This window comes from Variovorax sp. V116, from assembly GCF_041154435.1.
In the GTDB taxonomy this organism is placed as follows: domain Bacteria; phylum Pseudomonadota; class Gammaproteobacteria; order Burkholderiales; family Burkholderiaceae_C; genus Variovorax; species Variovorax paradoxus.
In genome coordinates, this window is record NZ_AP028661.1 from 1,591,334 (window position 1) to 1,612,699 (window position 21,366).

The following is a 21,366-nucleotide window of genomic DNA, read 5'->3' on the forward strand; positions in this document are numbered from 1 at the left end:
AAAAAAAGAACCCGGCCCGCGAGGTCAAAGGGCCTTGGTCAGGTTTCTGCGATTGAGAATTGATAGCATCTAGCTTTTGCTCCATTGGCGCGCCTGGAATCCGGCGCACTTTCTTACCGTGCAAACCAACCATTTCGGGGCCGCGCCGGCATCTTCCGGCCTGCGGCTCGACCAGCTTCCCGACAACCAGTGGGCCACCGTGCTCGACGTGGCGCGGCCCGAGGGCGCGGACGACCGCGAGCTCGTGCTGCGCCTGACCGAGATCGGCTTCGTGCCGGGCGAGGCCGTGCGCATCGTCGCCCGCGGCCTGCCGGGGCGCGAGCCGCTGGCGGTGCGGCTGGGCCACACCACCTTCGCATTGCGGCGCCATGAGGCCGCATTGATCCACGTGGCGCCGGGCCTGGCGGAGGGCGCAAGCCATGGTTGAGGCCGTCATCCAGGGACCGGGGCGCCTTGCGGCCACGGCGCAGCCCGCGCGCATCGCGCTGTTGGGCAATCCGAACTGCGGCAAGACGGCGCTGTTCAACCTGCTCACCGGCAGCCGCCAGAAGGTGGCCAACTATGCCGGCGTGACGGTCGAGCGCAAGGAAGGGTCGCTGCGCACCGCGTCGGGCCGGCGCGTGTTCGTGCTCGACCTGCCGGGCGCCTACAGCCTCAACGCGCTCAGCGTGGACGAGGCCGTGACGCGCGACGTGGTTACCGGCAAGAGCAGCGAGCCCCTGCCCGACCTGCTGGTGTGCGTGACCGACGCCACCAACCTGCGGCTCAACCTGCGGCTCGTGCTCGAGGCCAAGCGCCTGGGTCTGCCGATGGTGGTGGCGCTCAACATGACCGACATGGCCAGGAAGCAGGGCATTGCGGTCGACACGGCCGTGCTGTCGCGCGAACTGGGCGTGCCGGTCATCGAGACCGTGGGCGTGCAGTCGGGCGGCGCGCAGGGCCTGCTCGAAGCCCTCGATGCGCCGGTGGCCGCCGCGGCGCCGCTGCCCTGGCAGCCGCCGGGGCTGGACGACGTGCTGGCCACGCAGCGCGAAGTGCGCCGCATCCTCGGCCTGGCCGTGCATGAGCCGGTCGGCAGCCTGGCCGCCAGCGACCGCATCGACCGCGTGGTGATGCACCCGGTGTGGGGCCTGCTGGTGCTCGCGGTCACGATGTTCCTGATGTTCCAGGCCGTGTTCAGCTGGGCCAACGTGCCCATGGACGCCATCAAGGCCGGCACCGAAGGCCTGGGCAACCTGCTGAAGGCCCACATGCCCGAAGGCATGCTGCAGAGCCTGCTGGTGGACGGCGTGATTGCCGGCGTGGGCGGCGTGATCGTGTTCCTGCCGCAGATCCTGATCCTGTTCCTTTTCATCCTGGCGCTGGAAGACTCGGGCTACCTGCCGCGCGCGGCCTTCCTGCTGGACCGCGTGATGGGCACCGTGGGCCTGTCGGGCCGCTCCTTCATTCCGCTGCTGTCGAGCTTTGCCTGCGCCATTCCCGGCGTGATGGCCACGCGCACCATCAGCAACTGGCGCGACCGCATCACCACCATCATGATCGCGCCGCTCATGACCTGTTCGGCGCGCCTGCCGGTCTATGCGCTGCTGATCGCGGCCTTCATTCCGGCGCGCACCGTGGGCGGCGTCTTCAACCTGCAGGGCGTGGTGCTGTTCGCGCTGTATGTCTTCGGCATCGTGTCGGCCATGGCGGTGGCCTGGGTGATGAAGCGCTTCCGCGACAGCAAGCAGCACTCGCCGCTGATGATGGAGCTGCCGGCCTACCGCTGGCCCAACCTGCGCAACCTGGCGCTCGGGCTCTACGAGCGGGCGTGGATCTTCATCCAGCGCGTGGGCACGATCATTCTCACGCTCACGATCCTGCTGTGGTTCCTGTCGACCTTTCCGTCGCCGCCCGAAGGCGCCACGGGCCCGGCCATCCAGTACAGCCTGGCGGGCATGATCGGCCGCGGCCTGGAGCACATCTTTGCGCCCATCGGCTTCAACTGGCAGATCTCCATCGCGCTGGTGCCGGGCATGGCGGCGCGCGAAGTGGCGGTGGGCGCGCTCGGCACGGTGTATGCGCTCTCGGCCAGCGGCGACGACGTGGCCGGCCAGCTCGAGCCGCTGATCGCAGGCAGCTGGTCGCTCGCAACGGCGCTGTCGCTGCTGGTCTGGTATGTGTTTGCGCCGCAGTGCATTTCCACGCTCGCGGCGGTCAAGCGCGAAACCGGATCATGGAAGTACGTCTGGATCATGGCCGGCTACCTGTTCGCACTGGCCTACCTGGCGTGCTTCATCACCTACCACGTGGCGCTGGCGCTGGGCGCGGGATGACCTGCCGCAAGGCTTGAGCGATGTTTCTGGGTTAGTCTCGAACGCGCGTTGGAGTAAACGGACATGACACAGCAATTGATCGTCGGATTGATCGTCGCGGCCGCCGCGTTCTATGCGGTCTGGCGCTGGATGCCCGCGGGCTGGCGGCGCAGTGCCGCGCACAAGCTCGCGGCCGGCACGCACCGCGCCGGACTGGTCGACCAGCAGCGCGCCGATCAGCTGGCGGCCTCGCTTGCCAAGAGCTCGGGCTGCGGCTCCTGCGACAGCTGCGGCAGCTGCGGACCCAAGACGCCCGCCAACCCACCCGAATCCGACAAAGCCGGCCAGGGCCCGCTGTCCACGCACAGCCGCTGAGGCCGATGCCCACGCACATCCTCGTCGTCGGGGGCGGCATCGGGGGGCTTTCTGCTGCGCTGGCACTGTCCCGCGGCGGCCACCGCGCCGATGTCTTCGAGCAGGCGCCCGCGTTCGCCGAGATCGGCGCCGGCATCCAGATGGGGCCCAACGTCACGCGGCGCCTCGCGCTGCTGGGCCTGGCCCAAGGCCTGGAGGCCATCGCCGCGCGGCCCGATGCCCTCGTGGTGCAGAGCGCGGGCAGCGGCGCCGAACTGGCCCGCCTGCCGCTGGGCGATGCGATGCGCGAGCGCTACGGCGCTCCTTATCTCTGCGTGCACCGCGCCGATCTGCATGCGCTGCTGCTCGAAGCGGTGCGCGCCCGCGGCAGGGGCACCCTGGTGACCGACGCGCGCATTGCGCAGGTCGAGACCAGCGACGATCTCGTGTGCATCTCGAGCAGCGGCGCGCGGGCCTGGGAAGGCGAGGCGCTGATTGGCGCCGACGGGCTCTGGAGCTTGGCGCGGCAACGCCTCGACGTGCCGTCCGCAGCCGAGCCGCCGCGCGCCACCGGCCACACGGCCTGGCGCGCGATGGCCGAGCAGGCCGCGCTGCCGCAGGTCCTGCGCCGCGGCCGGATCGACGTGTGGCTTGGCCCGCAGCTGCATGCGGTGGCGTACCCGGTGCGCGGTGGCGCCTGGCTCAACGTGGTGGTGATCGCGGAGTCGGCGCCGGCCGGCGATGCGCGCGACTGGGACCAGGCCAGCAGCCTCGCCGCACTGCAAAAGGCCACGGGCCGGAGTGGGCGCGCCTTGCAGGCCTTGCTCGAAGCCATGCCCGGCTGGCGCGCCTGGACGCTCAGCGACCGGCCGCCGCTGGCCTCTGCGGCCGAGATGGCCCACGAGCGCGTGGCGCTGGTGGGCGATGCCGCGCATCCGATGGTCCCCTACCTGGCGCAGGGCGCCGGCATGGCCATCGAGGATTCGGTGGCGCTGGCCGAGGCGCTGGGCCAAGGCAGTGCGGCCGACGTGCCGGCCGCCTTCGCGCGCTATGCCGAGGCGCGCTGGCAGCGCAACGCGCTCGTGCAGGCCAAGGCCCGGCGCAACGGCCAGATCTTCCATGCAGCCGGTGCGGTGCGCATCGGCCGCGACCTGGCAATGCGCGCGCTGGGCGCACGGCTGCTGGACCAGCCCTGGCTGTACGGCGGCTGAGTGCAGCCGCGCCGCGCACCCTCAGAGCCTGAAGGTCTGCAGGTGCTCGATGCGTTCGGCCAGGCCCTCGGCACCCAGGTAGTGGCCATGCGTGCCTTCCCGGACCTCGAGCAGCGTGGCTTCGAGTTCGGCCAGCGTCGCATCGCGTTCGACCACGAAGGCGGGCGGCACGTCGATGCCGGCCTCTGCACATGCATCGGCGACCAGGTGCGCGCTGGCGGGCGCACCACAGGCCGCGCATTTGACGATGGCCGCCACGCTGGGCTCCGCCCCGTTGGCAAGCAGCGCGCCCGTGAGCTCGGGCGAGATCTGGCCGTCGACATGGCCCAGCGCATCGCGCGCCACCGGCGCGCCCGCGCGCACCAGCGCCATGGCCGCGGCGAAGGCGCCCTGGCCAATGGCCACGTCGGTGGCCAGCGCGCTGCCCTGCTGCGGGCCGTCGAAGCTCACGCCGGCGGCCGCGAGTTGGGCCACCAGATCCGCGTCGTCGGTGCCGATGGCGTGGTGCAGCGCGGCACGCGCAATGGCCGGCAGCCGGCGCAGCGTGCCGTCCGCCAGCGGCGTGCGCCAGTCGACCACGGCGCGGCAATAGAAGGCCACCAGCTTGTCCATCAGGTCGAGGTCCAGCCCATGGTCCTGGTGCCGGTCGTCGAGGTACTGCAACAGGTCCTGGCCCGAGAAATAGTCGCCCGTGGGCGCCAGCGGATCCTCGTCCAGGTGCAGGGCCGCGAAGGCGCCGCGCAGGTCGGGCGCGATGGCGCTCACGCTGTCTTCGTGCAGCGCATGCGTCCAGGCGGGCGGCAGCCCGTGCTTCCATGCGACGATGCGGCCGTGCTCGGGGCCGGGCTCGACCACCGCATAGACGCGGTCGAGGTATTCGAAGCCGCCGAAGGGCAGGTGCGTGAGCTTGCCGCTCCAGGCGCGGCCTTCTTCCTTGGCGGCTTCTTCGGCCAGCTCTTGCTCATGTTCGATCCAGCCCTGCAGGTCGCGGTAGCCGTCGCTGCCGTCCCAGAACAGTTCCGACCAGCTGATGGATTCCACATTGCCGCTCATCGGCAGCGACAGGTCGTAGTCGAGCCGGCCGCCCGCCGTCTGCCGCCACAGCGCAGCCAGCGCCTCGGGAAGCGGGCCGGCGCACAGCGCCTCGATGGCGGCGATCCGCTGCGCCGGCATGGGCGGCTGGGCCTCGAAGATCACGCGGTCTGCGAACAGGACCACGCCATGCTCGCGCAAGGTCGCAAGCTCTTCGAGCGAGAACTGGACATCGTTCATGGCAGTGCCTCCGTTGTTGTTGCCAACGAATGTAGCGCTTCGGGCGGATGGGGCAAGCGGGGCAAGCGATAGCTTACAGATCGGTGCGCAGCTTCCAGATTTCGGGGAACAGCACCACGTCGAGCATCTTGCGCAGGTAGCTCACGCCGCCGGTTCCGCCCGTGCCGCGCTTGAAGCCGATCACGCGCTCCACTGTGGTCACGTGGCGAAAGCGCCAGAGGCGGAAGGCGTCTTCGAGGTCGGTGAGCTTTTCGCCGAGCTGGTACAGGTCCCAATGGTCGTGCGGGTTGCGGTACACCGTGAGCCAGGCTGCTTCCACGCCGTCGCTGGCCTGGTAGGGCTGGGTCCAGTCGCGCTCCAGGTGATCGGCGGGCACCGGCAGGCCATGCCGTGCGAGCAGCTTCAGCGACTCGTCGTAGAGCGACGGCGAGCGGTAGGCCGCATCCACCTGAGCGAGCAGGTCGGGCCGGTGCGCATGCGGCTTGAGCATGGCGGCGTTCTTGTTGCCGAGCGCGAACTCGATGCAGCGGTACTGCGCGCTCTGGAAGCCGCTGGAGTTGGCGAGGTAGGGCCGCATTGCCGTGTACTCGGGCGGCGTCATGGTCGAGAGCACGGTCCATGCGCTCACCAACTGTTCCATGATGCGGCTCACGCGCGCGAGCATCTTGAAGGCGTCGGCCAGCTTCTCCCCTGCGATGCAGGTGGTGGCGGCGCGCAGTTCGTGCAGCATCAGCTTCATCCAGAGCTCGCTGGTCTGGTGCTGCACGATGAACAGCATCTCGTCGTGCGCGGGCGACAGCGGATGCTGCGCGTTGAGGATCTCGTCCAGGTGCAGGTAGTCGCCATAGCTCATCGACGCGCTGAAATCCAGCTGCGCCATTTCCTCGTGGACGATCTTCTCGGGGTTCTGGTCGGTGCTCATGTCACTGCGTTCTTGCGGTTGAATTCGGCGCGCCGCCACTCGCCCGTCTCGAGCACCTGCACCAGGTGCTCGACCGAGTTCCACACGTCCTCGAAGCCGAGGTACAGCGGCGTGAAGCCGAAGCGGAGGATGTCGGGCATCTGCGAATCGCCGGCGCGGTAGTCGCCGATCACGCCGCGCGCGATCAGCGCCTGCACGATGGCGTAGGCGCCTTCGTCGCGGCTCAGGCACACCTGCGAGCCGCGGCGCGCATGCTCGCGCGGCGTGACGAGCGAGAGGCCTTGTCCGGCGCAGCGTTCTTCGACCAGCTGGATGAAGAGATCGGTGAGCGCGAGCGACTTGGCGCGCAGCGCGGCCATGGCGCCATTCGCGCCGTTGAAGGATTCGGCCGCGAGCACGGTGTCCAGGCCGCACTCCAGCCCCGCCAGCGCGATGACCGGCTGCGTGCCGCAGAGATAGCGGCCCACGCCCGGCGCGGGGCGATAGTGCGGCGTGAACTCGAAGGGCGCGGCATGGCCCCACCAGCCCGACAGCGGCTGCTCGAACTTGCCCGCGTGCCGCGTGTGCACCCAGGCGAAGGCCGGCGCGCCGGGGCCGCCGTTCAGGTACTTGTAGCCGCAGCCGATCGCGTAGTCGGCATTGCTTTCATTGAGCGCCACGGGCACGGCGCCCGCGCTGTGCGCCAGGTCCCACACCGTGAGCGCGCCGGCGGCATGCGCGGCGGCGGTGACGGCCTTCATGTCGTGCATGGCGCCGGTGCGGTAGTTCACGTGCGTGAGCATCAGCACGGCCACTTCATCGGTCAGCACCGAATCCGGGCCTTGCAGCTCGCCCGCCTCGATCAGCTTGAGCGTGAAGCCGCGCTCGCGGCACAGCGACTCGGCAATGTAGAGGTCGGTCGGGAAGTTGCTGCGCTCGCTGACCACCAGCTTGCGCCCCCTGTCCTTCTGCTGCGAGAGCGCCGCGAACAGCACCTTGTAGAGATTGACCGAGGTGCTGTCGGTGCACACCACTTCGCCGGGCGCGGCGCCGATCAGCCGTGCCACCTTGTCGCCCAGGCGCTGTGGCAGGTCGAACCAGCTCGCGGTGTTCCACGAGCGGATCAGGCCTTCGCCCCATTCCTTGGCCACCACCTCGGCGATGCGTGCGGGCGCGGCCTTTGGCAGCACGCCGAGCGAGTTGCCGTCGAGGTAGAGCACGCCCTCGGGAATGATGAATTGGTCGCGCAGGGCGCGCAGCGGGTCTTGCGCGTCGAGCGCGCGGCAGTCTTCGAGGGTTGTCATGGTGGAGGTTTTCAGCGGGGAAATTCGCGCAGCACGGCGCGAACCGGGGAGGCATCGGCGCTGACCAGCTTGAGCGGCAGCGCGATGAGTTCGTAGTCGCCTTCAGGCACGTCGTCGAGCACGAGGTTCTCGAGCACGCGCAGGTCGAGGCGGCGGATGCGTTGGTGGCTTTCCAGCGTCTTGCTGTCGGCCGGGTCGATGCTCGCGGTGTCGATGCCGATGAGCTTCACGCCCATGGCCGCGAGCCGCTCGACGGTGGCGGGCGCATAGGCCGCGAGCTGCGGGTCCCAATGCTCGACGGGCATCGCGGCATAGGTGCGCACGAGCACGCGCTGCGGCATCTGGCTCGTGACGGCGTGCGCGATGTGCTCCCACTCGATCAGCGGCCCCTTGGCAATGGCGTGGATCACCCGGCACGGGCCGAGGAAGGGCGCAAGGTCGACGAGGCCGATGGCCCGGCCTTCGGCGTCGTAGTGCAGCGGCGCGTCGGCATGCGCGCCGACATGCGGTGAAAGCTTGATCTCGCTGACGTTGACCGGGCAGTCGGGCGAAATGGTCGCGGCCCAGCGCTGCTGGTAGGGCGTGTCGCCGGGGAACACCGGCGCGCCTTCATGCACGGGCGGCGAGATGTCCCAGAGGCGGAGTTGGGGTTGCAGGGAACGCATGGCGCAAAGTTAGCGCCGGGCGGGGGGTCGTGGTGTCGGTTATTTCCAACACACGGCGTGACGAGATGATCGACCGGCTCAGGAAGGCAGCCCCGGCAGCCCATGGCGCGCGCGGGCCCGCTCGCAGGCGCCGCTGCCGGCCTGCAGCTCATGGCAGGGGTTGGGGCGCCATTCGTAGATGCCGCAGGCCACGGCCTGGCCGATCTTGCCGGTGAGCGCGGCGCAGCGCGGCGGCGTGTGGTCGGTGCCGCGCATGCGGCAGAGGGCGCCGTTCACATCGACCGCAAGGCCGGAGGGCACCCTGCCGCCGTTGTCGTCGAGTTCATGGATGCTGAAGTCGACGCGGTAGCTGGCGCAGCAGGCGCCACATTGCTGGCAATGGGACACGCGGCTGCGCCTTCGGTCAGGAGCTCAGAGCCGCCCCAGCAGCAGAAACTCCATCAGCGCCTTCTGCGCATGGAGCCGGTTCTCGGCCTCGTCCCACACCACCGACTGCGGACCGTCGATGACCTCGGCCTGCACCTCCTCGCCGCGGTGAGCCGGCAGGCAGTGCATGAAGAGCGAGTCGGGCTGGGCGATGCGCATCATGTCCTCGTCGACGCACCAGTCGGCAAAGGCCTTGCGGCGCGCCTCGTTCTCGGACTCGTAGCCCATGCTGGTCCAGACGTCGGTGGTCACCAGGTCGGCGCCGCGGCAGGCTTCCATCGGGTCCTTGAAGACCTGGTAGCTGTCGGCCGAGCGCAGGCCCGCCACCGACTGGTCGACCTCGTAGCCGCTGGGCGTGCTCACGTGCACCTTGAAGCCGAGGATCTCGCTGGCCTGCAGCCAGGTGTTGGCCATGTTGTTGCCGTCGCCGACCCAGGCCACCGTCTTGCCCTGGATGGAGCCGCGGTGCTCGATGTAGGTGAAGATGTCCGCGAGGATCTGGCAGGGGTGGAATTCGTTGGTCAGGCCGTTGATGACAGGTACGCGCGAGTGCGCGGCGAAGGTGTCGATCTTGGTCTGCTCGTAGGTGCGGATCATCACCAGGTCGACCATGCGGCTGATGACCTTGGCGCTGTCCTCGATGGGCTCGGCGCGGCCGAGCTGGCTGTCGCCGGTGGTCAGGTGCACCACGCTGCCGCCGAGCTGGTACATGCCCGCCTCGAAGCTCACGCGGGTGCGCGTGCTGGCCTTCTCGAAGATCATGGCCAGCGTGCGGTCGGTCAGGGGCTGGTGCTTCTCGTAGGTCTTGAACTTCTTCTTGATGATCGCCATGCGATCGAAAAGATAGGCGTATTCGTCGGCCGTGAAGTCCGAGAACTGCAGGTAGTGGCGGATGGCGTTGGGCGTGGTGGCGGTCGTCATTGCGCTGCGGGCTCCGACAGGAATGTTTTGACGATGGGCGCGAGGATCGCGACGATCTCGTCGGCCTCGGCAATGCTCAGGATGAGCGGCGGCACCAGGCGGATCACCTTGTCGGCCGTCACGCTCAGCAGCAGGCCGGCGTCGCAGGCGCGGTTCAGGATGACGCCGCAGGGCCGGTCGAGCTCGATGCCCAGCATCAGGCCCTGGCCGCGGATTTCCCTCACGCCGGCCAGGCCGCCGATCTCGCGTTCGAGCGCGGCCTTCAGGTGCTCGCCCACGGTGGCGGCGTTCTCGAGCAGCTTGTGCTCTTCCATGATGCGGATGGTCTCGATGCCGGCGCGCATCGCAAGCGGATTGCCGCCGAAGGTGGTGCCATGGTTGCCGGGGCCGAAGATGTGGGCGGCCTTGGGGCCGGCCACCACGGCGCCGATCGGCACGCCCGAGCCCAGGCCCTTGGCCAGCGGCATCACGTCGGGCTTGATGCCGGCCCACTGGTGCGCGAACCACTTGCCGGTGCGGCCCATGCCGCATTGCACTTCGTCGATCATCATGAGCCAGTCGCGCTGGTCGCACAGGGCGCGCACCTGCTTGAGGTATTCCCAGCGCATCGGGTTGATGCCGCCTTCGCCCTGGATGGTCTCGAAGAACACGGCGACCACGTTGGGGTTGCCTTCGGTGGCTTTCTTCAGGGCCTCGATGTCGTTCAGCGGCACGCGGATGAAGCCCTCGACCAGCGGGCCGAAGCCGGCCTGCACCTTCGGGTTGCCGGTGGCCGACAGCGTGGCGATGCTGCGGCCGTGGAAAGCGGCTTCGTACACCACGATCTCGGGCCGCTCGATGCCCTTGTCATGGCCGAACTTGCGCGCGAGCTTCAGGGCCGCCTCGTTGGCTTCCAGGCCGGTGCAGCAGAAGAAGGCGTTGGTCAGGCCCGACAGCTCGGTCAGCTTGGCGGCCAGCTGTTCCTGGCCGGGCACGTGGTAGTAGTTGGAGCTGTGGATCAGCTTGCTGATCTGGTCCTGCAGCGCGGGCACCAGCTCGGGGTGGTTGTGGCCCAGCGTATTCACGGCAATGCCGCCGAGGCCGTCGAGGTAGGCCTTGCCCGCGGTGTCCCAGACTCGGCAGCCCTGGCCGTGCGACAGCGCGATCGGCAGGCGACCGTAGGTGTTCATGACGTGGGGCGAGGTGGGCTGGGCGGTAGCGCTCATTCGGTTCTCCAGATAGGGAACCGCGGATTCTAGGCGTGCGCTTTGACGGCTTCGTTGAGGATTCCGCATTACAGCAATGCCCGCTTCCCGGGAGGCGAAAGGCGCCCGGATAGAATCGCTTGTTGCACCGCAGCACCTGCTGCGGGCGCCTCATTCAACGATGATTTCCCCCACTGCCAAAGAAATCTTCATCCAGGGCATCACCCACGATGGCCGGACTTTCCGCCCCAGCGACTGGGCCGAGCGGCTGGCCGGCGTGATGTGCTCCTTCCGCCCCGGCGGCGCCTATCCGGGCAGCCACCTGAGCTATTCGCCCTGGTGCATTCCGACCACCATCAACGGGGTCAAGTGCGTGGTGGTGAACCGCGCACTGCGCGACGCCGAGCCCATGGCCTGGGACTTCTGCGTGAACTTCGCGCGCGACAACGACCTGCAGGTGGCCGAGGCCTGCCTGGTGCCCGACGTGCCGGACGCGCCGCCCAAGGCCTGAGCGGGCGGCTTCCTCCGGCAGGAAGGAAGCGATCGGACATGAAAAAACCGCCCGAAGGCGGTTTTTTACACTTTGCTGCAGCGCACCCCGATCAAACGGCGGACCGGAGGATTCCGGTCCGGGCTTGCCTGACAGGTGTCAGGCGGCGGCCTTTTCAGGCGCGAGGGCGAGGGCCTTGACCTTCGCCGACAGGCGGCTCTTGTCGCGAGCAGCCTTGTTCTTGTGGAAGATGCCCTTGTCGGCGACGGTGTCGACGATGCTCTGGGCCTTCGCGAAGAGTTCGCTTGCCTTGGTCTTGTCGCCGGCCAGGACGGCCTTTTCGACATTCTTCACGGCGGTGCGGTATTTGGAGCGCAGCGAGGTGTTCGCAGCGTTGAGCTTGGTGTCCTGGCGGACGCGCTTACGGCCGGAGGCGAGGCGCGGGTTCTTTTTCTTGGGCTTGGCGGATGCCATGGTTTGGTTCCTTAGGTGTCTGAGGATGATGCAGCAAAGCCCTCCATTATAGGCCGGGTTGCCTTTTTCGCCGAATCGGGGCTTGGCGGGCCCTACACTCGCCCCGTGTCCCTGTTCAAATCCGCTTCCACCGTATCCCTGCTGACGCTCGCTTCGCGGATCACGGGCCTCGTGCGCGACGTGCTTTTTGCCTCGGTGTTCGGCGTCAGCGCGCTGACCGACGCGTTCAACGTCGCCTTTCGCATTCCCAACCTGTTCCGGCGGGTTTTCGGCGAAGGCGCCTTCAGCCAGGCCTTCGTGCCGGTGCTCGCGGCGCGCAAGACCGAGGCCGGCCAGGAGGGCGCCAAGGCGCTGATCGACCACGTCGCCACGCTGCTGACCTGGGCGCTGGTGGTGGTTTGCGTGGCCGGCGTGGCTGGCGCGCCGCTGCTGGTGTGGGCCATGGCCAGCGGGCTGGCGGGCTTCGACGCGGCCGTGGTCATGACGCGCTGGATGTTTCCCTACATCGGCTTCATGTCGCTGGTGGCGCTGGCGGGCGGCATCCTGAACACCTGGCGCAAGTTCGCGGTGCCGGCCGCCTCGCCGGTGCTGCTCAACATCGCGCTGATCCTGGCGATCGTGGTCGGGGCGCCGCTGTTCCGCCGCTACGGCATCGAGCCGATCTATGCCCAGTGCGTGGGCGTGCTGGTCGGCGGCGTGCTGCAGCTGGCCATCCAGGTTCCGGCGCTGCGCGCGCTGGGCCTCATGCCGCGCATCGGCACGGGTTTCAAGGCGCTGGGCGACGCCTGGCGCGACCCCGCCACGCGCCAGGTGCTGAAGCTGATGCTGCCCGCCCTGCTGGGCGTGAGCGTGGCGCAGATCTCGCTGCTCATCAACACGCAGATCGCCTCGCACCTTGCGGTCGGCAGCGTGACCTGGATCGGCAACGCCGACCGCCTGATGGAATTCCCGACCGCGATGCTCGGCGTGGCGCTGGGCGTGGTGCTGATGCCGCAGCTGGCCGGCGCCCGCGCGGCCAAGGACGATGCGCGCTACTCGTCGCTGCTCGACCTGGGCCTGCGGCTGGTGGTGCTGCTGTCGGCGCCGTGCGCCGTCGCTCTGCTGCTCTTTGCGAAGCCGCTGGTGGCCGTGCTGTTCCACAACGGCGCCTACCAGGGCGAGGACGTGCAGCGCACCACCGTGGCGCTGATGGGCTACGGCGTCGGGCTGGTCGGGCTGGTGGCCATCAAGGTGCTCGCGCCCGGCTACTACGCCAGGCAGGACACGCGCACGCCCATGCTGATCGCCGTGGGCGTGCTGGTGCTGACCCAGGTCCTCAATGTCTTCCTGGTGCCGGTGCTGCAGCATGCGGCGCTCACGCTGACGATTGCCATCGGCGCGCTGGTCAATGCGATCTGGCTGCTGGTCGGCCTGATCCGCCGCGGCAGCTACAAGCCCGAACCCGGCTGGGGCAGGTTCGCGCTGCAGGTGCTGGCGGGCATGCTGGTGCTGGCGGCCCTGCTGGCCTGGGGTTCGCGCCACTTCGACTGGATCGGCCTGCGCGAGCAGCGCTTGCTGCGCATCGGCCTGCTGGCCGCGCTGATCGCCGGCGCGGCGCTGCTGTATTTCGCGGTGCTCACGGCGCTGGGCGTGCGGCTTCGCAGTTTCATGCGCCGGTAAGAGGGCGCCTGGCGCGGCTTTACCCAACGGGCGGTTTTTCGGCTTGCGCAAGCTGAAAACACCGCCTTGACGCTCCCCGAATGCTCCTCTACAAAGACACATGACGTTCAGCTTTCAGGTTCCCACGGCCCTGGCGTATTTCGAATCGCTGGTGCAGAGCGACGAGCACTTTCCGCTGCTGGAGGCGGCCGCCAGCCTCGCACAGGACGAATACCCCGACCTCGACGTGCAGCAGGTGCTGGGCGACGTCGACCAACTGCTCGCGCGCCTGAAGCGCCGGCTGCCGGCCGATGCCGCACCGCTCGCGCGGCTGCGCGCGCTCAACCAGTTCTTCTTCAACGACCTGAACTTCGGCGGCAACGTCAACGACTACTACGACCCCGACAACAGCTACCTGAACGCCGTGCTGCGCACGCGCCGCGGCATTCCCATTTCGCTCGCGGTGCTGTGGATGGAGCTTGCGCAGGGGCTGGGCCTGCAGGCGCGCGGCATCGGCTTTCCGGGCCACTTCATGCTCAAGGTCACGCTGCCGAAGGGGCAGGTGGTGATCGACCCCTTCACCGGCAAGTCGCTCTCGCGCGAAGAACTCGGCGAGCGGCTCGAACCCTACAAGCGCAGCAACGGGCTGGTCGGCGATTTCGACGTGCCGCTGGGCCTGTACCTGCAGCCCGCCAGTTCGCGCGAGATCATCGGGCGCATGCTGCGCAACCTGAAGGAAGTGCACCGCGCGCAGGAAGACTGGCAGCGCGCCATCGCCGTGCAGGACCGCCTGATCGCACTGCTGCCCAACGCCTGGGGCGAGTACCGCGACCGCGGCATCGCGCATGCCGAGCAGGGCAACACCGCAGCCGCCGTGCGCGACCTGGAAACCTACCTCGCGCATGCGGAAGACGCGCTCGACGTCGATGTCATTGCAGAGCGCGTCGCGGCGCTGCGGCGCGAATCCGACTGATGGCCGCCAGCACCGGCGTGGCCGACGCCCCCGATCTCGGCACCCTGCATGAATTCCACGGCGTGCAGCCGGTGCTGCCGGTGTCCGACGCCGCGCGCGCCGCGCGCTGGTTCCGCGACGTGCTGGGCTTCGAGATCGACTTCATCGCCGGCGAACCGCCGAGCTATGCACGGGTCAAGAAGGGCGACCGCAGCTACGGCGACCCGGTCTACCTGCGGCTGTGGCAGTGCAACACCCGCGGGGCGCCGCCCTGGCGCGGCGAGATCGTGATCCACGTGGGCAAGGACATCGACGGCCTGCACGCGGCCTATGCGAAGCGCGGCGTCACGGTGATCGAGCCGCCCGTCTCGCAGCCCTGGGGCCTGCGCGAATTCGCCATCCGCGAGCCCGACGGGCATGTGCTGCGCTTCTGCGGCTACCTGCCCTGAAGCTCTGATACATAAAATTACAAATTGATCGAGGCAGGCGTGTCGATCGGGCTTGCGCTCGTGCGACGTGTGAACAGGAGCGCGCGGTTTCAGTGCCTCCCGATTTCATCAACCTTCAGGAGAAACGACATGCGATTCATGGTTCTGGTCAAGGCCAACAAGGATTCCGAAGCCGGCGTGATGCCGAGCACCGAAGTGCTCACCGCCATGGGCAAGTTCAACGAGGAGCTGGTCAAGGCCGGCGTGCTGCTCGCGGGCGAAGGGCTGCACCCGTCATCCAGGGGCGCACGCGTGCGCTGCGAAGGCCTCAAGCGCACCGTGATCGACGGTCCTTTCGCCGAGACGAAGGAATTGCTCGCGGGCTTCTGGCTGCTGCAGGTCAAGTCGAAGGAGGAAGCCATCGAGTGGATCAAGCGCAGCCCGTTCCAGGAGGGCGAGATCGAGATCCGCCAGGTGTTCGAAGCCTCCGATTTCGGCGACTCGATGACGCCCGAGCTGCTGGCGCAGGAAGAGCGCCTGCGCGCCGAATCCGAGGCCCGGGCCAAGGCCGGCCGCTGAACGGCAGCGCCGCACCGAAGGAGACCGCCATGCGATTCATGCTGCTGATGATTCCCCACGGCTACGAAAGCGCCGCGCCCGGCACCATTCCCGACGACGTCGATGCGGTGGCGGCCATGATGGCCTACAACGAGTCGATGCAGAAGGCCGGCGTGCTGATCAGCTGCGACGGCCTGCATCCGCCCTCGATGGGCGCGCGCGTGAGCTTTCCGGGCCGCAAGCCCAAGGTGGTCGACGGCCCCTTTGCCGAGGCCAAGGAGGTGCTCGGCGGCTACTGGATCATCGACGTGCCCTCGCGCGCCGACGCCATCGAATGGGCCACGCGCTGCCCCGGCAGCGAGAACGAGGTCATCGAGGTCCGCCAGATCCAGGAAATTGCCGACTTCCCGCCCGACGTGCAGGCGCTGACCTCCGAATTCGCGTCGATGCAGGCGGTCAAGAAGACCTGAGCCATGGGTGCTTCCGAGGGCCGCGGCGGCGGAGGTGGCGAGGCCGCCGTCCACCGCAGCATCGAGGCGGTGTGGCGCATCGAATCCGCGAAGATCATCGCCACCGTCGCGCGCATGGTGCGCGACGTGGGCCTGGCCGAGGAACTGGCGCAGGACGCGCTGGTGTCGGCCCTCGAGCAATGGCCCGAAAAAGGCGCGCCCGACAACCCCGCCGCCTGGCTCACGGCCGTGGCCAAGCGCCGCGCGCTCGACCGGCTGCGGCATCGGCAGCTGGCCGAGCACAAGGCGCCCGAGATCGGCCGCGAGCTCGATGCGCAGCACGAGATGGCCCAGGCCGATTTCGCCGAAGCCGTCGATGCGGCCATCGACGACGACATCGGCGACGACCTGCTGCGGCTGGTCTTCACCGCCTGCCACCCGGTGCTTTCGACCGAGGCGCGCGTGGCGCTCACGCTGCGCCTGATGGGCGGCCTCGGCACCGACGAAATTGCGCGCGCCTTTCTCGTGCCCGAAGCCACCGTGGCGCAGCGCATCGTGCGGGCCAAGCGCACGCTGCTCGAAGCGCGCGTGCCCTTCGAGGTGCCGCGCCGGCATGAGCTCCAGGCGCGGCTCGCCTCGGTGCTCGAGGTGCTCTACCTGATCTTCAACGAAGGCTACTCGGCCACGGCCGGCGACGACTGGATGCGTCCCGCGCTGTGCGAGGAAGCCATGCGCCTGGGCCGCATCGTGGCCGAGCTCATGCCCGATGCCTCGGAAGTGCATGGCCTGGTGGCGCTGATGGAAATCCAGGCCTCGCGCACGGCCGCGCGCGTGGGCGCCTCGGGCGAGCCGGTGCTGCTGCTCGAGCAGAATCGCGCACGCTGGGACCACATGCTGATCCGCCGCGGCCTGGCGGCACTGGCGCGTGCCGAGGCGCTCGGCGGTGCCTTCGGCCCGTATGCGCTGCAGGCGGCCATTGCCTCCTGCCATGGCCGTGCGCGCACGGCCGAAGAAACCGATTGGCCGCGCATCGCCGCGCTCTATGACGCGCTGGCCGAGCTGTCGCCGTCGCCCATCGTCGAATTGAACCGCGCGGTGGCGCTGTCGATGGCCTTCGGGCCGGCCGCGGGGCTCGAGGTGGTGGATGCGCTCGTGGGCGAGCCGGCCTTGCAGGCCTACCACCTGCTGCCGGCGGTGCGCGGCGACCTGCTCTTGAAGCTCGGCCGCCGCGCCGAGGCGCAAAAGGAATTCGACCGCGCCGCCTCGCTCACGCGCAACACGCGCGAGCGGACCCTGCTGCTGGCGCGTGCGCGGGCCTGCGCGGCTGTGCAGGGCTGAAACTCCTCGCGGGGCCGGCAGAGCTGCTACGCCTTCGATGCCGAGGCCGAAGGCGAGCCAGGCAATCCGAACTGGTGCCAGGCGCGCCGCAGCTGCGTGTCAGAGCCGAAGCCCGAGATTTCCGCCGCCCGCGTCACGCTCGCGCCCGAGGCCAGCGCCAGCTGCGCGGCCGCCAGCCGCAGCCGGCGCAGGTAGGCCAGCGGCGCCACGCCCGCGTGCTCGACGAACAGCCGCGTCAGGTGCCGCGCCGAGGTATGCGCCACTTCGGCCATCCGCGGCACGCTCCAGTCGGCCTGCGGCTGCTCGCTGACGGCGTCCTGCACGCGATGCAGCGCGGCATGCAGGTGGTTGCGGTGGGCCAGGAAGGGCGACAGCTCCGGATCGTGCGGGCCGCGCCGCTGCGCCACCACCATCGTCTGCGCCACCTGGGCGGCCAGCGCTTCGCCGCACAGGTCGGCAATGCGGTGCAGCACCAGGTCGATGCCGGTGGTGACGCCCGCGCTGCTGTACACCGGCGGATCGATCACGAACACGCGGTTGGCGACCACCTCGCAGCGCGGCTCCACTGCGCGCAGTTCGTCCAGGTGATGGTGGTGCGTGGTCGCACGGCGGCCCGAAAGCGCGCCGGCATGCGCGGCCAGCAGTGCACCGGCGCAGACCGTGACCAGTTCGAGCCGGCCGCGTTCGAAGCGCTGGCCGCGCAGCCAGTGCAGCAGCTCCTGCGTCTCGGCGTTGTCGATCGGGATGGTGTCTCCGGGCAGTCCGACCAGCACGACCCAGGCCGGGCCATGCCATTGCGCCGGCAAGGGCGAGAGGTTGGCGAGTGCCACGCCGACCGACCCGATCGACGTGGGCCGCGGGCTGGCGAATTCGATCTCGAAGCGCTCGGGCTGGCCCGCCGCACGCAGCCGCTGGTTCGCGATGCGCAGCGCCTCGGCCGGGCCGGCCCAGTCGAGCACCAGGCTGCCCGGCAGCAGCACGAACACTACGCGGATGGGCTTTTGCTGCTGCTGCTGCTGGAGATCCATGCGTAGTCCATCTGGCGCGCGGTGCGCTCGGCCAGCGGGTGGCCGGCCAGGCGTTCGACCAGGTACAGGCTCATGTCGATGCCCGCGCTGATGCCCGCGGAGCTGACGATGCGGCCGCTGTCGACCCAGCGCTCGTTTTCGCGCACGTCGAGCAAGGGGAACTGCTCGCGCAAGTCCGCGATGTCTTCCCAATGGGTGGTCACGGCTTCGCGCACGGCCACGCCGCTTTTGGCGAGCAGGAAGACGCCGGTGCAGACCGAGGCGACCAGCTGCGCGCCGGCCGCGCAATCGGCGATCCAGCGCAGCGTGGCGGGGCTTGCCATCGGGGCATCGACCACGCCGCCGGGCACGACCAGCAGGTCGGCCATTGGATTCGCGGCCAGGTCGTGGTCGGCCAGCAGGCGCAGGCCGGCGCGCGCCTGCACCGGCTCGTTGGCGCCCAGCGCCACCGAGGCAACCTCGAAAGGCGCCGGCGCGCCGGGATTCATGCGCTGGCTCACGCGGCTTGCGGTGGTGAACACCTCGAACGGCCCCGCGAAGTCGAGGGCCTCGACGCCGTCGTAGGCGAGGATTCGAACACGCAAGGTCATGCGGCCACGCTTTCGCCGGTTTCGATTCCGGCGCGTTGCAGTGCCTGCGCCACGCTGCAGACGGTGGCGAACCGGCCGTCCAGCACGGCCGCCGTGCGCGCCTTGATGTCGGCCGCGGCAAGCGATTGGCCGTCGGGCTGCGGCATGTCGAAGGTCAGCGTGGCCTCGGTCACGTAGTCGACCTCCCAGCCCAGGTCCGAGGCGTGGCGCGCGGTGGTTTCGCAGCATTGCTCGGTGCGGATGCCGCTCACGATCAGCCGGCCGATGCCCTGCTGCGTGAGCCAGATGTCGAGCCCGCTGTTGACCAGCGCGCTGTGGCGGTGCTTGGTGAAGGTGGCCGCCGCCTCGAAAGCCGCCAGGCCTTCGATCGGCCGCACCAGGCCCGATTCGACCGCGAAAGGATGGCTCGCAGTGGCGGGACCGTCGACGTGGAAGATGCGCACGATCGGAAGGCCGGCGGCCAGGCAGCCCTCGATCAGCGCGTTCTGGGCGGCGAAATAGGGCTGCGCGACGTGTTCGGACCAGTAGGCGCGCTGGCGAAACGATTCCTGCGCGTCGATCACAATCAGACAGGATTTCATGGCGTGGGCTCGAAAGGGCGAAGTGGATGATGCCGCCTATTCTTCTGCGCCGCCAGCGCATGGTCCGCGCCGAAGCGGACCAGAACCGATCAAATCAGGACATCAGGGCTAAACCAGGCCTGCGGCCTGCAGCTCTTTCTTGAGGTACGCATAGAAAAGCGGCGCCGCCACCAGCCCGGCCGGGCCGAACACCGCCTCGGCCACGAACATCACTGCCAGCAGTTCCCACACCCGCATCTGCGTGCGGCTGCCGACCACCTTGGCGTTGATCACGTATTCGGCCTTGTGGATGATGATCAGGAACGCCAGGCAGGCCAGCGCCGTCACGGGCGACACCGACAGCGCCACCAGCGTGATCACCGAGTTGCAGACCAGGTTGCCGACGATGGGCACCAGGCCCGCCACGAAGGTCAGCGTGATCAGGGCCGGCGTGTAGGGCAGGTGAGGGCCCCAGAGCGGCATCAGGAACAGCAGGAAGATGGCGGTCAGCAGCGTGTTGAAGGCCGCGATCCAGAACTGCGCGGCCACGATCTGGCCGAAGGCCTCGCCGAAGATCGCGATGCGCCGGTGCAGCTGCGCGGCGAGCGGCCGGCGCTGCAGCGGCGAAGGCGCAATGGCCGCCAGCCCGCCCACGATGAGCCCCACGTAGGCAAACAGCAGGCCGCCGAGCCATGCCCGTCCGGCCAGCGCCAGCGAACCGGCCTGCGCGCGCAGGTAGTTGGCCACCACGCGCTGCACTTCGGCCGCGCCTTCGGGCAGGTAGACCGCAATTTCGGGTGGGAGCTTGAGCCGCAGTTCGAGCACCGTGCGCGCCGTGTAGTCGAGCAGCTCGCGGTACTGGTCGGGCGCGTCGAGGATGTACTCGCGCGCCTGCGACAGGCCCAGGGAGATCAGCGCGATGGGCGCCAGCAGCACCAGCGTGACGGCCAGCACCCGGGCCGGCACGTCGGCACGTTCGAACGGCAGCTTCAGCCGCGCCAGGCCGCCGACGATCAGCCGCGTGAACCAGCGGGTGGCCAGGAAGCCGATGCACACGCACAGCAGGCCGGGCAGCAGGTGCTGCCACATCACCAGCAGCAGCGCGGCCGGCATCAGCAGGTAGCTGGCCAGCACCACGTTGCGCGAGGCGGGCTGGGGCTTGGTTTCGAAAGTGGCGAGGGAGGGCTTGGCCATCAGGGTCCGGGTGCTGCGCTGGCGAGCCTCGGAGCGAGGAAATCAGCCAACCACGACGGCGGCGCCCGTGCCGCGCTCGGCGATGGTGCCGATCTCGAACACCGATTCGCCGGCCGTGCGCAGCGTGGCAGCGCAGGCTGCGGCCTCGGCCGCGTCGATCACCACCACCATGCCGATGCCGTTGTTGAAGGTGCGGTTCATCTCGATGTCGTCGATGCCGGCCACCTTCTGCAGCCAGGCGAAGAGTTCGGTCTGCGGCCAGCTGCCCTTCCTGAGGTGGGCGGCCGTGCCTTCGGGCAGCACGCGCGGAATGTTCTCGAGCAGGCCGCCGCCCGTGATGTGGGCCAGCGCCTTGATCGGGTGCCTGGCCAGCGCCTCGAGCACCGGCTTCACGTAGAGGTGGGTGGGTTCCATCACGGCTTCGCGGAACGGCTTGCCGTCGAGCGTGGCGGGCAGGTCGGCCCCGGCGCGTTCGATCACCTTGCGCACCAGGCTGAAGCCATTGGAATGCACGCCGGCCGAGGCCAGGCCCAGCACCACGTCGCCGGGCTTCACGTTCTGGCCCGTGAGGATCTTCGACTTTTCGACCGCGCCGACCGCGAAGCCCGCCAGGTCGTACTCGCCGGCCGGGTACATGCCGGGCATTTCGGCGGTTTCGCCGCCGATCAGCGCGCAGCCGGAAATCTCGCAGCCGCGGGCGATGCCGCCGATCACGGCCGCGGCCGTGTCCACCTCGAGCTTGCCGCAGGCGAAATAGTCAAGGAAGAAGAGGGGTTCGGCGCCCTGCACCAGCACGTCGTTGACGCTCATGGCCACCAGGTCGATGCCGACCGTGTCGTGCATGTTCCATTCGAAGGCCAGCTTGAGCTTGGTGCCCACGCCGTCGGTGCCGCTCACCAGCACCGGCTCCTTGTAGCGCTTGGGCACCTCGAACAGCGCGCCAAAGCCGCCGATGCCGGCCAGCACGCCTTCGCGCAGGGTCTTCTTGGCGAGCGGCTTGATGCGGTCGACCAGTGCGTCGCCGGCATCGATATCGACACCTGCATCCTTGTAGCTGAGCGGGGTGGGCGTGGGGGAAGTCATGGTCGGACGGTGTCGAGAAGGGCGGGAAGGTGGAGGCGCCGGCGACCGAAGC

At 69.0% G+C, this 21,366-nt stretch carries 24 protein-coding genes; 11 read left to right on the forward strand and 13 right to left on the reverse strand.

Annotation, left to right across the window (positions count from 1 at the left end):
• The first annotated feature begins 118 nt into the window (after window positions 1–118).
• The 4 genes from ACAM58_RS07390 to ACAM58_RS07405 all read left to right on the forward strand — a co-directional run bounded on the left by ACAM58_RS07390 (window position 119) and on the right by ACAM58_RS07405 (window position 3,859).
• Entirely contained in the window at window positions 119–427 is a 309-nt protein-coding gene (locus ACAM58_RS07390; protein WP_026283843.1) for a FeoA family protein, read from the forward strand.
• Window positions 420–2,315: a ferrous iron transporter B gene (locus tag ACAM58_RS07395; protein ID WP_062362726.1), complete on the forward strand. Its 1,896-nt coding sequence runs from the start codon at window positions 420–422 to the stop codon at window positions 2,313–2,315. The genes ACAM58_RS07390 and ACAM58_RS07395 overlap by 8 nt, the downstream gene beginning before the upstream one ends.
• Window positions 2,316–2,378: 63 nt before the next feature.
• A complete protein-coding gene (locus ACAM58_RS07400; RefSeq protein WP_018903275.1) occupies window positions 2,379–2,669 on the forward strand; it encodes a DUF6587 family protein in 291 nt (96 codons plus the stop codon).
• A 5-nt stretch (window positions 2,670–2,674) separates the two neighbouring features.
• Entirely contained in the window at window positions 2,675–3,859 is a 1,185-nt protein-coding gene (locus ACAM58_RS07405; protein WP_062362723.1) for an FAD-dependent monooxygenase, read from the forward strand.
• Window positions 3,860–3,880: 21 nt separating this feature from the next.
• On the opposite strand, the gene ACAM58_RS07410 is transcribed toward ACAM58_RS07405, so the two are convergent.
• From ACAM58_RS07410 to ACAM58_RS07440, 7 genes are all read right to left on the reverse strand, one after another.
• Complete coding sequence (locus ACAM58_RS07410) at window positions 3,881–5,131, reverse strand: hypothetical protein (protein WP_062362720.1); 1,251 nt, start codon at window positions 5,129–5,131, stop codon at window positions 3,881–3,883.
• 73 nt (window positions 5,132–5,204) lie between these two features.
• Window positions 5,205–6,053 (reverse strand): tryptophan 2,3-dioxygenase, encoded by an 849-nt coding sequence (kynA, locus tag ACAM58_RS07415; RefSeq protein ID WP_062362718.1) that lies wholly within the window; start codon window positions 6,051–6,053, stop codon window positions 5,205–5,207.
• On the reverse strand, window positions 6,050–7,336 hold the full coding sequence (gene kynU / locus ACAM58_RS07420) for a kynureninase (RefSeq protein WP_062362713.1): 1,287 nt from the start codon (window positions 7,334–7,336) through the stop codon (window positions 6,050–6,052). Before kynU ends, kynA begins: the two co-directional genes overlap by 4 nt.
• A gap of 11 nt (window positions 7,337–7,347) precedes the next feature.
• Window positions 7,348–8,001 carry an arylformamidase gene (gene kynB / locus ACAM58_RS07425; protein WP_062362710.1) on the reverse strand — a complete coding sequence of 218 codons (654 nt, stop codon included), beginning with the start codon at window positions 7,999–8,001 and terminating at the stop codon, window positions 7,348–7,350.
• A gap of 78 nt (window positions 8,002–8,079) precedes the next feature.
• Window positions 8,080–8,388: a YkgJ family cysteine cluster protein gene (locus ACAM58_RS07430; protein WP_018903281.1), complete on the reverse strand. Its 309-nt coding sequence runs from the start codon at window positions 8,386–8,388 to the stop codon at window positions 8,080–8,082.
• A 24-nt stretch (window positions 8,389–8,412) separates the two neighbouring features.
• The gene (gene argF / locus ACAM58_RS07435) at window positions 8,413–9,348 is read right to left on the reverse strand and encodes an ornithine carbamoyltransferase (protein ID WP_012746596.1); all 936 of its coding nucleotides are present in this window, start codon (window positions 9,346–9,348) and stop codon (window positions 8,413–8,415) included.
• Window positions 9,345–10,553 carry an aspartate aminotransferase family protein gene (locus ACAM58_RS07440; RefSeq protein ID WP_062362707.1) on the reverse strand — a complete coding sequence of 403 codons (1,209 nt, stop codon included), beginning with the start codon at window positions 10,551–10,553 and terminating at the stop codon, window positions 9,345–9,347. Before ACAM58_RS07440 ends, argF begins: the two co-directional genes overlap by 4 nt.
• A 160-nt stretch (window positions 10,554–10,713) precedes the next feature.
• Between ACAM58_RS07440 and ACAM58_RS07445 the strand changes: the two genes are divergently transcribed.
• On the forward strand, window positions 10,714–11,043 hold the full coding sequence (locus tag ACAM58_RS07445) for a DUF3579 domain-containing protein (RefSeq protein ID WP_018903283.1): 330 nt from the start codon (window positions 10,714–10,716) through the stop codon (window positions 11,041–11,043).
• Window positions 11,044–11,181: 138 nt separating this feature from the next.
• Here ACAM58_RS07445 and rpsT read toward each other — a convergent pair whose 3' ends face one another.
• Window positions 11,182–11,496, reverse strand: coding sequence for a 30S ribosomal protein S20 (rpsT, locus tag ACAM58_RS07450; RefSeq protein ID WP_007831346.1), 315 nt, complete (start codon window positions 11,494–11,496; stop codon window positions 11,182–11,184).
• Between the two features lie 105 nt (window positions 11,497–11,601).
• On the opposite strand from rpsT, the gene murJ reads away from it, so the two are divergent.
• The 6 genes from murJ to ACAM58_RS07480 all read left to right on the forward strand — a co-directional run bounded on the left by murJ (window position 11,602) and on the right by ACAM58_RS07480 (window position 16,859).
• Window positions 11,602–13,155, forward strand: coding sequence for a murein biosynthesis integral membrane protein MurJ (gene murJ, locus ACAM58_RS07455; RefSeq protein ID WP_062362704.1), 1,554 nt, complete (start codon window positions 11,602–11,604; stop codon window positions 13,153–13,155).
• 100 nt (window positions 13,156–13,255) lie between these two features.
• Complete coding sequence (locus ACAM58_RS07460) at window positions 13,256–14,107, forward strand: SirB1 family protein (protein WP_012746600.1); 852 nt, start codon at window positions 13,256–13,258, stop codon at window positions 14,105–14,107.
• Window positions 14,107–14,535: a VOC family protein gene (locus ACAM58_RS07465; RefSeq protein ID WP_018903285.1), complete on the forward strand. Its 429-nt coding sequence runs from the start codon at window positions 14,107–14,109 to the stop codon at window positions 14,533–14,535. Before ACAM58_RS07460 ends, ACAM58_RS07465 begins: the two co-directional genes overlap by 1 nt.
• A gap of 129 nt (window positions 14,536–14,664) precedes the next feature.
• Window positions 14,665–15,093, forward strand: coding sequence for a YciI family protein (locus ACAM58_RS07470; protein WP_018903286.1), 429 nt, complete (start codon window positions 14,665–14,667; stop codon window positions 15,091–15,093).
• Window positions 15,094–15,122: 29 nt separating this feature from the next.
• Window positions 15,123–15,542: a YciI family protein gene (locus ACAM58_RS07475; RefSeq protein ID WP_018903287.1), complete on the forward strand. Its 420-nt coding sequence runs from the start codon at window positions 15,123–15,125 to the stop codon at window positions 15,540–15,542.
• A 3-nt stretch (window positions 15,543–15,545) separates the two neighbouring features.
• Window positions 15,546–16,859 (forward strand): RNA polymerase sigma factor, encoded by a 1,314-nt coding sequence (locus ACAM58_RS07480; RefSeq protein ID WP_062362702.1) that lies wholly within the window; start codon window positions 15,546–15,548, stop codon window positions 16,857–16,859.
• A gap of 26 nt (window positions 16,860–16,885) precedes the next feature.
• Here the strand turns inward: ACAM58_RS07480 and ACAM58_RS07485 are convergent, their stop codons facing one another.
• The 5 genes from ACAM58_RS07485 to purM form a co-directional block, all read right to left on the reverse strand.
• Window positions 16,886–17,887: a GlxA family transcriptional regulator gene (locus tag ACAM58_RS07485; protein ID WP_062362699.1), complete on the reverse strand. Its 1,002-nt coding sequence runs from the start codon at window positions 17,885–17,887 to the stop codon at window positions 16,886–16,888.
• Window positions 17,845–18,477, reverse strand: coding sequence for a DJ-1/PfpI family protein (locus tag ACAM58_RS07490; protein ID WP_062362696.1), 633 nt, complete (start codon window positions 18,475–18,477; stop codon window positions 17,845–17,847). Before ACAM58_RS07490 ends, ACAM58_RS07485 begins: the two co-directional genes overlap by 43 nt.
• On the reverse strand, window positions 18,474–19,058 hold the full coding sequence (locus tag ACAM58_RS07495; RefSeq protein ID WP_062362693.1) for a cysteine hydrolase family protein: 585 nt from the start codon (window positions 19,056–19,058) through the stop codon (window positions 18,474–18,476). Before ACAM58_RS07495 ends, ACAM58_RS07490 begins: the two co-directional genes overlap by 4 nt.
• A 108-nt stretch (window positions 19,059–19,166) precedes the next feature.
• On the reverse strand, window positions 19,167–20,231 hold the full coding sequence (locus tag ACAM58_RS07500) for an AI-2E family transporter (protein WP_012746608.1): 1,065 nt from the start codon (window positions 20,229–20,231) through the stop codon (window positions 19,167–19,169).
• 42 nt (window positions 20,232–20,273) lie between these two features.
• Window positions 20,274–21,314 carry a phosphoribosylformylglycinamidine cyclo-ligase gene (gene purM / locus ACAM58_RS07505; RefSeq protein WP_062362687.1) on the reverse strand — a complete coding sequence of 347 codons (1,041 nt, stop codon included), beginning with the start codon at window positions 21,312–21,314 and terminating at the stop codon, window positions 20,274–20,276.
• Window positions 21,315–21,366 lie beyond the last annotated feature (52 nt).

Bases quoted from the DNA above. Each gene is read 5' to 3' on its own strand.
- ACAM58_RS07440 (WP_062362707.1), bottom strand. From the start codon at position 10,553: ATGAGCGCTACCGCCCAGCCCACCTCGCCCCACGTCATGAACACCTAC.
- kynU (WP_062362713.1), bottom strand. From the start codon at position 7,336: ATGACAACCCTCGAAGACTGCCGCGCGCTCGACGCGCAAGACCCGCTG.
- ACAM58_RS07480 (WP_062362702.1), top strand. From the start codon at position 15,546: ATGGGTGCTTCCGAGGGCCGCGGCGGCGGAGGTGGCGAGGCCGCCGTC.
- ACAM58_RS07470 (WP_018903286.1), top strand. From the start codon at position 14,665: ATGCGATTCATGGTTCTGGTCAAGGCCAACAAGGATTCCGAAGCCGGC.
- ACAM58_RS07405 (WP_062362723.1), top strand. From the start codon at position 2,675: ATGCCCACGCACATCCTCGTCGTCGGGGGCGGCATCGGGGGGCTTTCT.
- ACAM58_RS07460 (WP_012746600.1), top strand. From the start codon at position 13,256: ATGACGTTCAGCTTTCAGGTTCCCACGGCCCTGGCGTATTTCGAATCG.
- ACAM58_RS07490 (WP_062362696.1), bottom strand. From the start codon at position 18,477: ATGACCTTGCGTGTTCGAATCCTCGCCTACGACGGCGTCGAGGCCCTC.
- ACAM58_RS07500 (WP_012746608.1), bottom strand. From the start codon at position 20,231: ATGGCCAAGCCCTCCCTCGCCACTTTCGAAACCAAGCCCCAGCCCGCC.
- kynB (WP_062362710.1), bottom strand. From the start codon at position 8,001: ATGCGTTCCCTGCAACCCCAACTCCGCCTCTGGGACATCTCGCCGCCC.
- ACAM58_RS07465 (WP_018903285.1), top strand. From the start codon at position 14,107: ATGGCCGCCAGCACCGGCGTGGCCGACGCCCCCGATCTCGGCACCCTG.
- ACAM58_RS07495 (WP_062362693.1), bottom strand. From the start codon at position 19,058: ATGAAATCCTGTCTGATTGTGATCGACGCGCAGGAATCGTTTCGCCAG.
- ACAM58_RS07395 (WP_062362726.1), top strand. From the start codon at position 420: ATGGTTGAGGCCGTCATCCAGGGACCGGGGCGCCTTGCGGCCACGGCG.
- ACAM58_RS07485 (WP_062362699.1), bottom strand. From the start codon at position 17,887: ATGGATCTCCAGCAGCAGCAGCAGCAAAAGCCCATCCGCGTAGTGTTC.
- rpsT (WP_007831346.1), bottom strand. From the start codon at position 11,496: ATGGCATCCGCCAAGCCCAAGAAAAAGAACCCGCGCCTCGCCTCCGGC.
- ACAM58_RS07400 (WP_018903275.1), top strand. From the start codon at position 2,379: ATGACACAGCAATTGATCGTCGGATTGATCGTCGCGGCCGCCGCGTTC.
- kynA (WP_062362718.1), bottom strand. From the start codon at position 6,053: ATGAGCACCGACCAGAACCCCGAGAAGATCGTCCACGAGGAAATGGCG.
- argF (WP_012746596.1), bottom strand. From the start codon at position 9,348: ATGACGACCGCCACCACGCCCAACGCCATCCGCCACTACCTGCAGTTC.
- ACAM58_RS07410 (WP_062362720.1), bottom strand. From the start codon at position 5,131: ATGAACGATGTCCAGTTCTCGCTCGAAGAGCTTGCGACCTTGCGCGAG.
- ACAM58_RS07445 (WP_018903283.1), top strand. From the start codon at position 10,714: ATGATTTCCCCCACTGCCAAAGAAATCTTCATCCAGGGCATCACCCAC.
- purM (WP_062362687.1), bottom strand. From the start codon at position 21,314: ATGACTTCCCCCACGCCCACCCCGCTCAGCTACAAGGATGCAGGTGTC.
- ACAM58_RS07475 (WP_018903287.1), top strand. From the start codon at position 15,123: ATGCGATTCATGCTGCTGATGATTCCCCACGGCTACGAAAGCGCCGCG.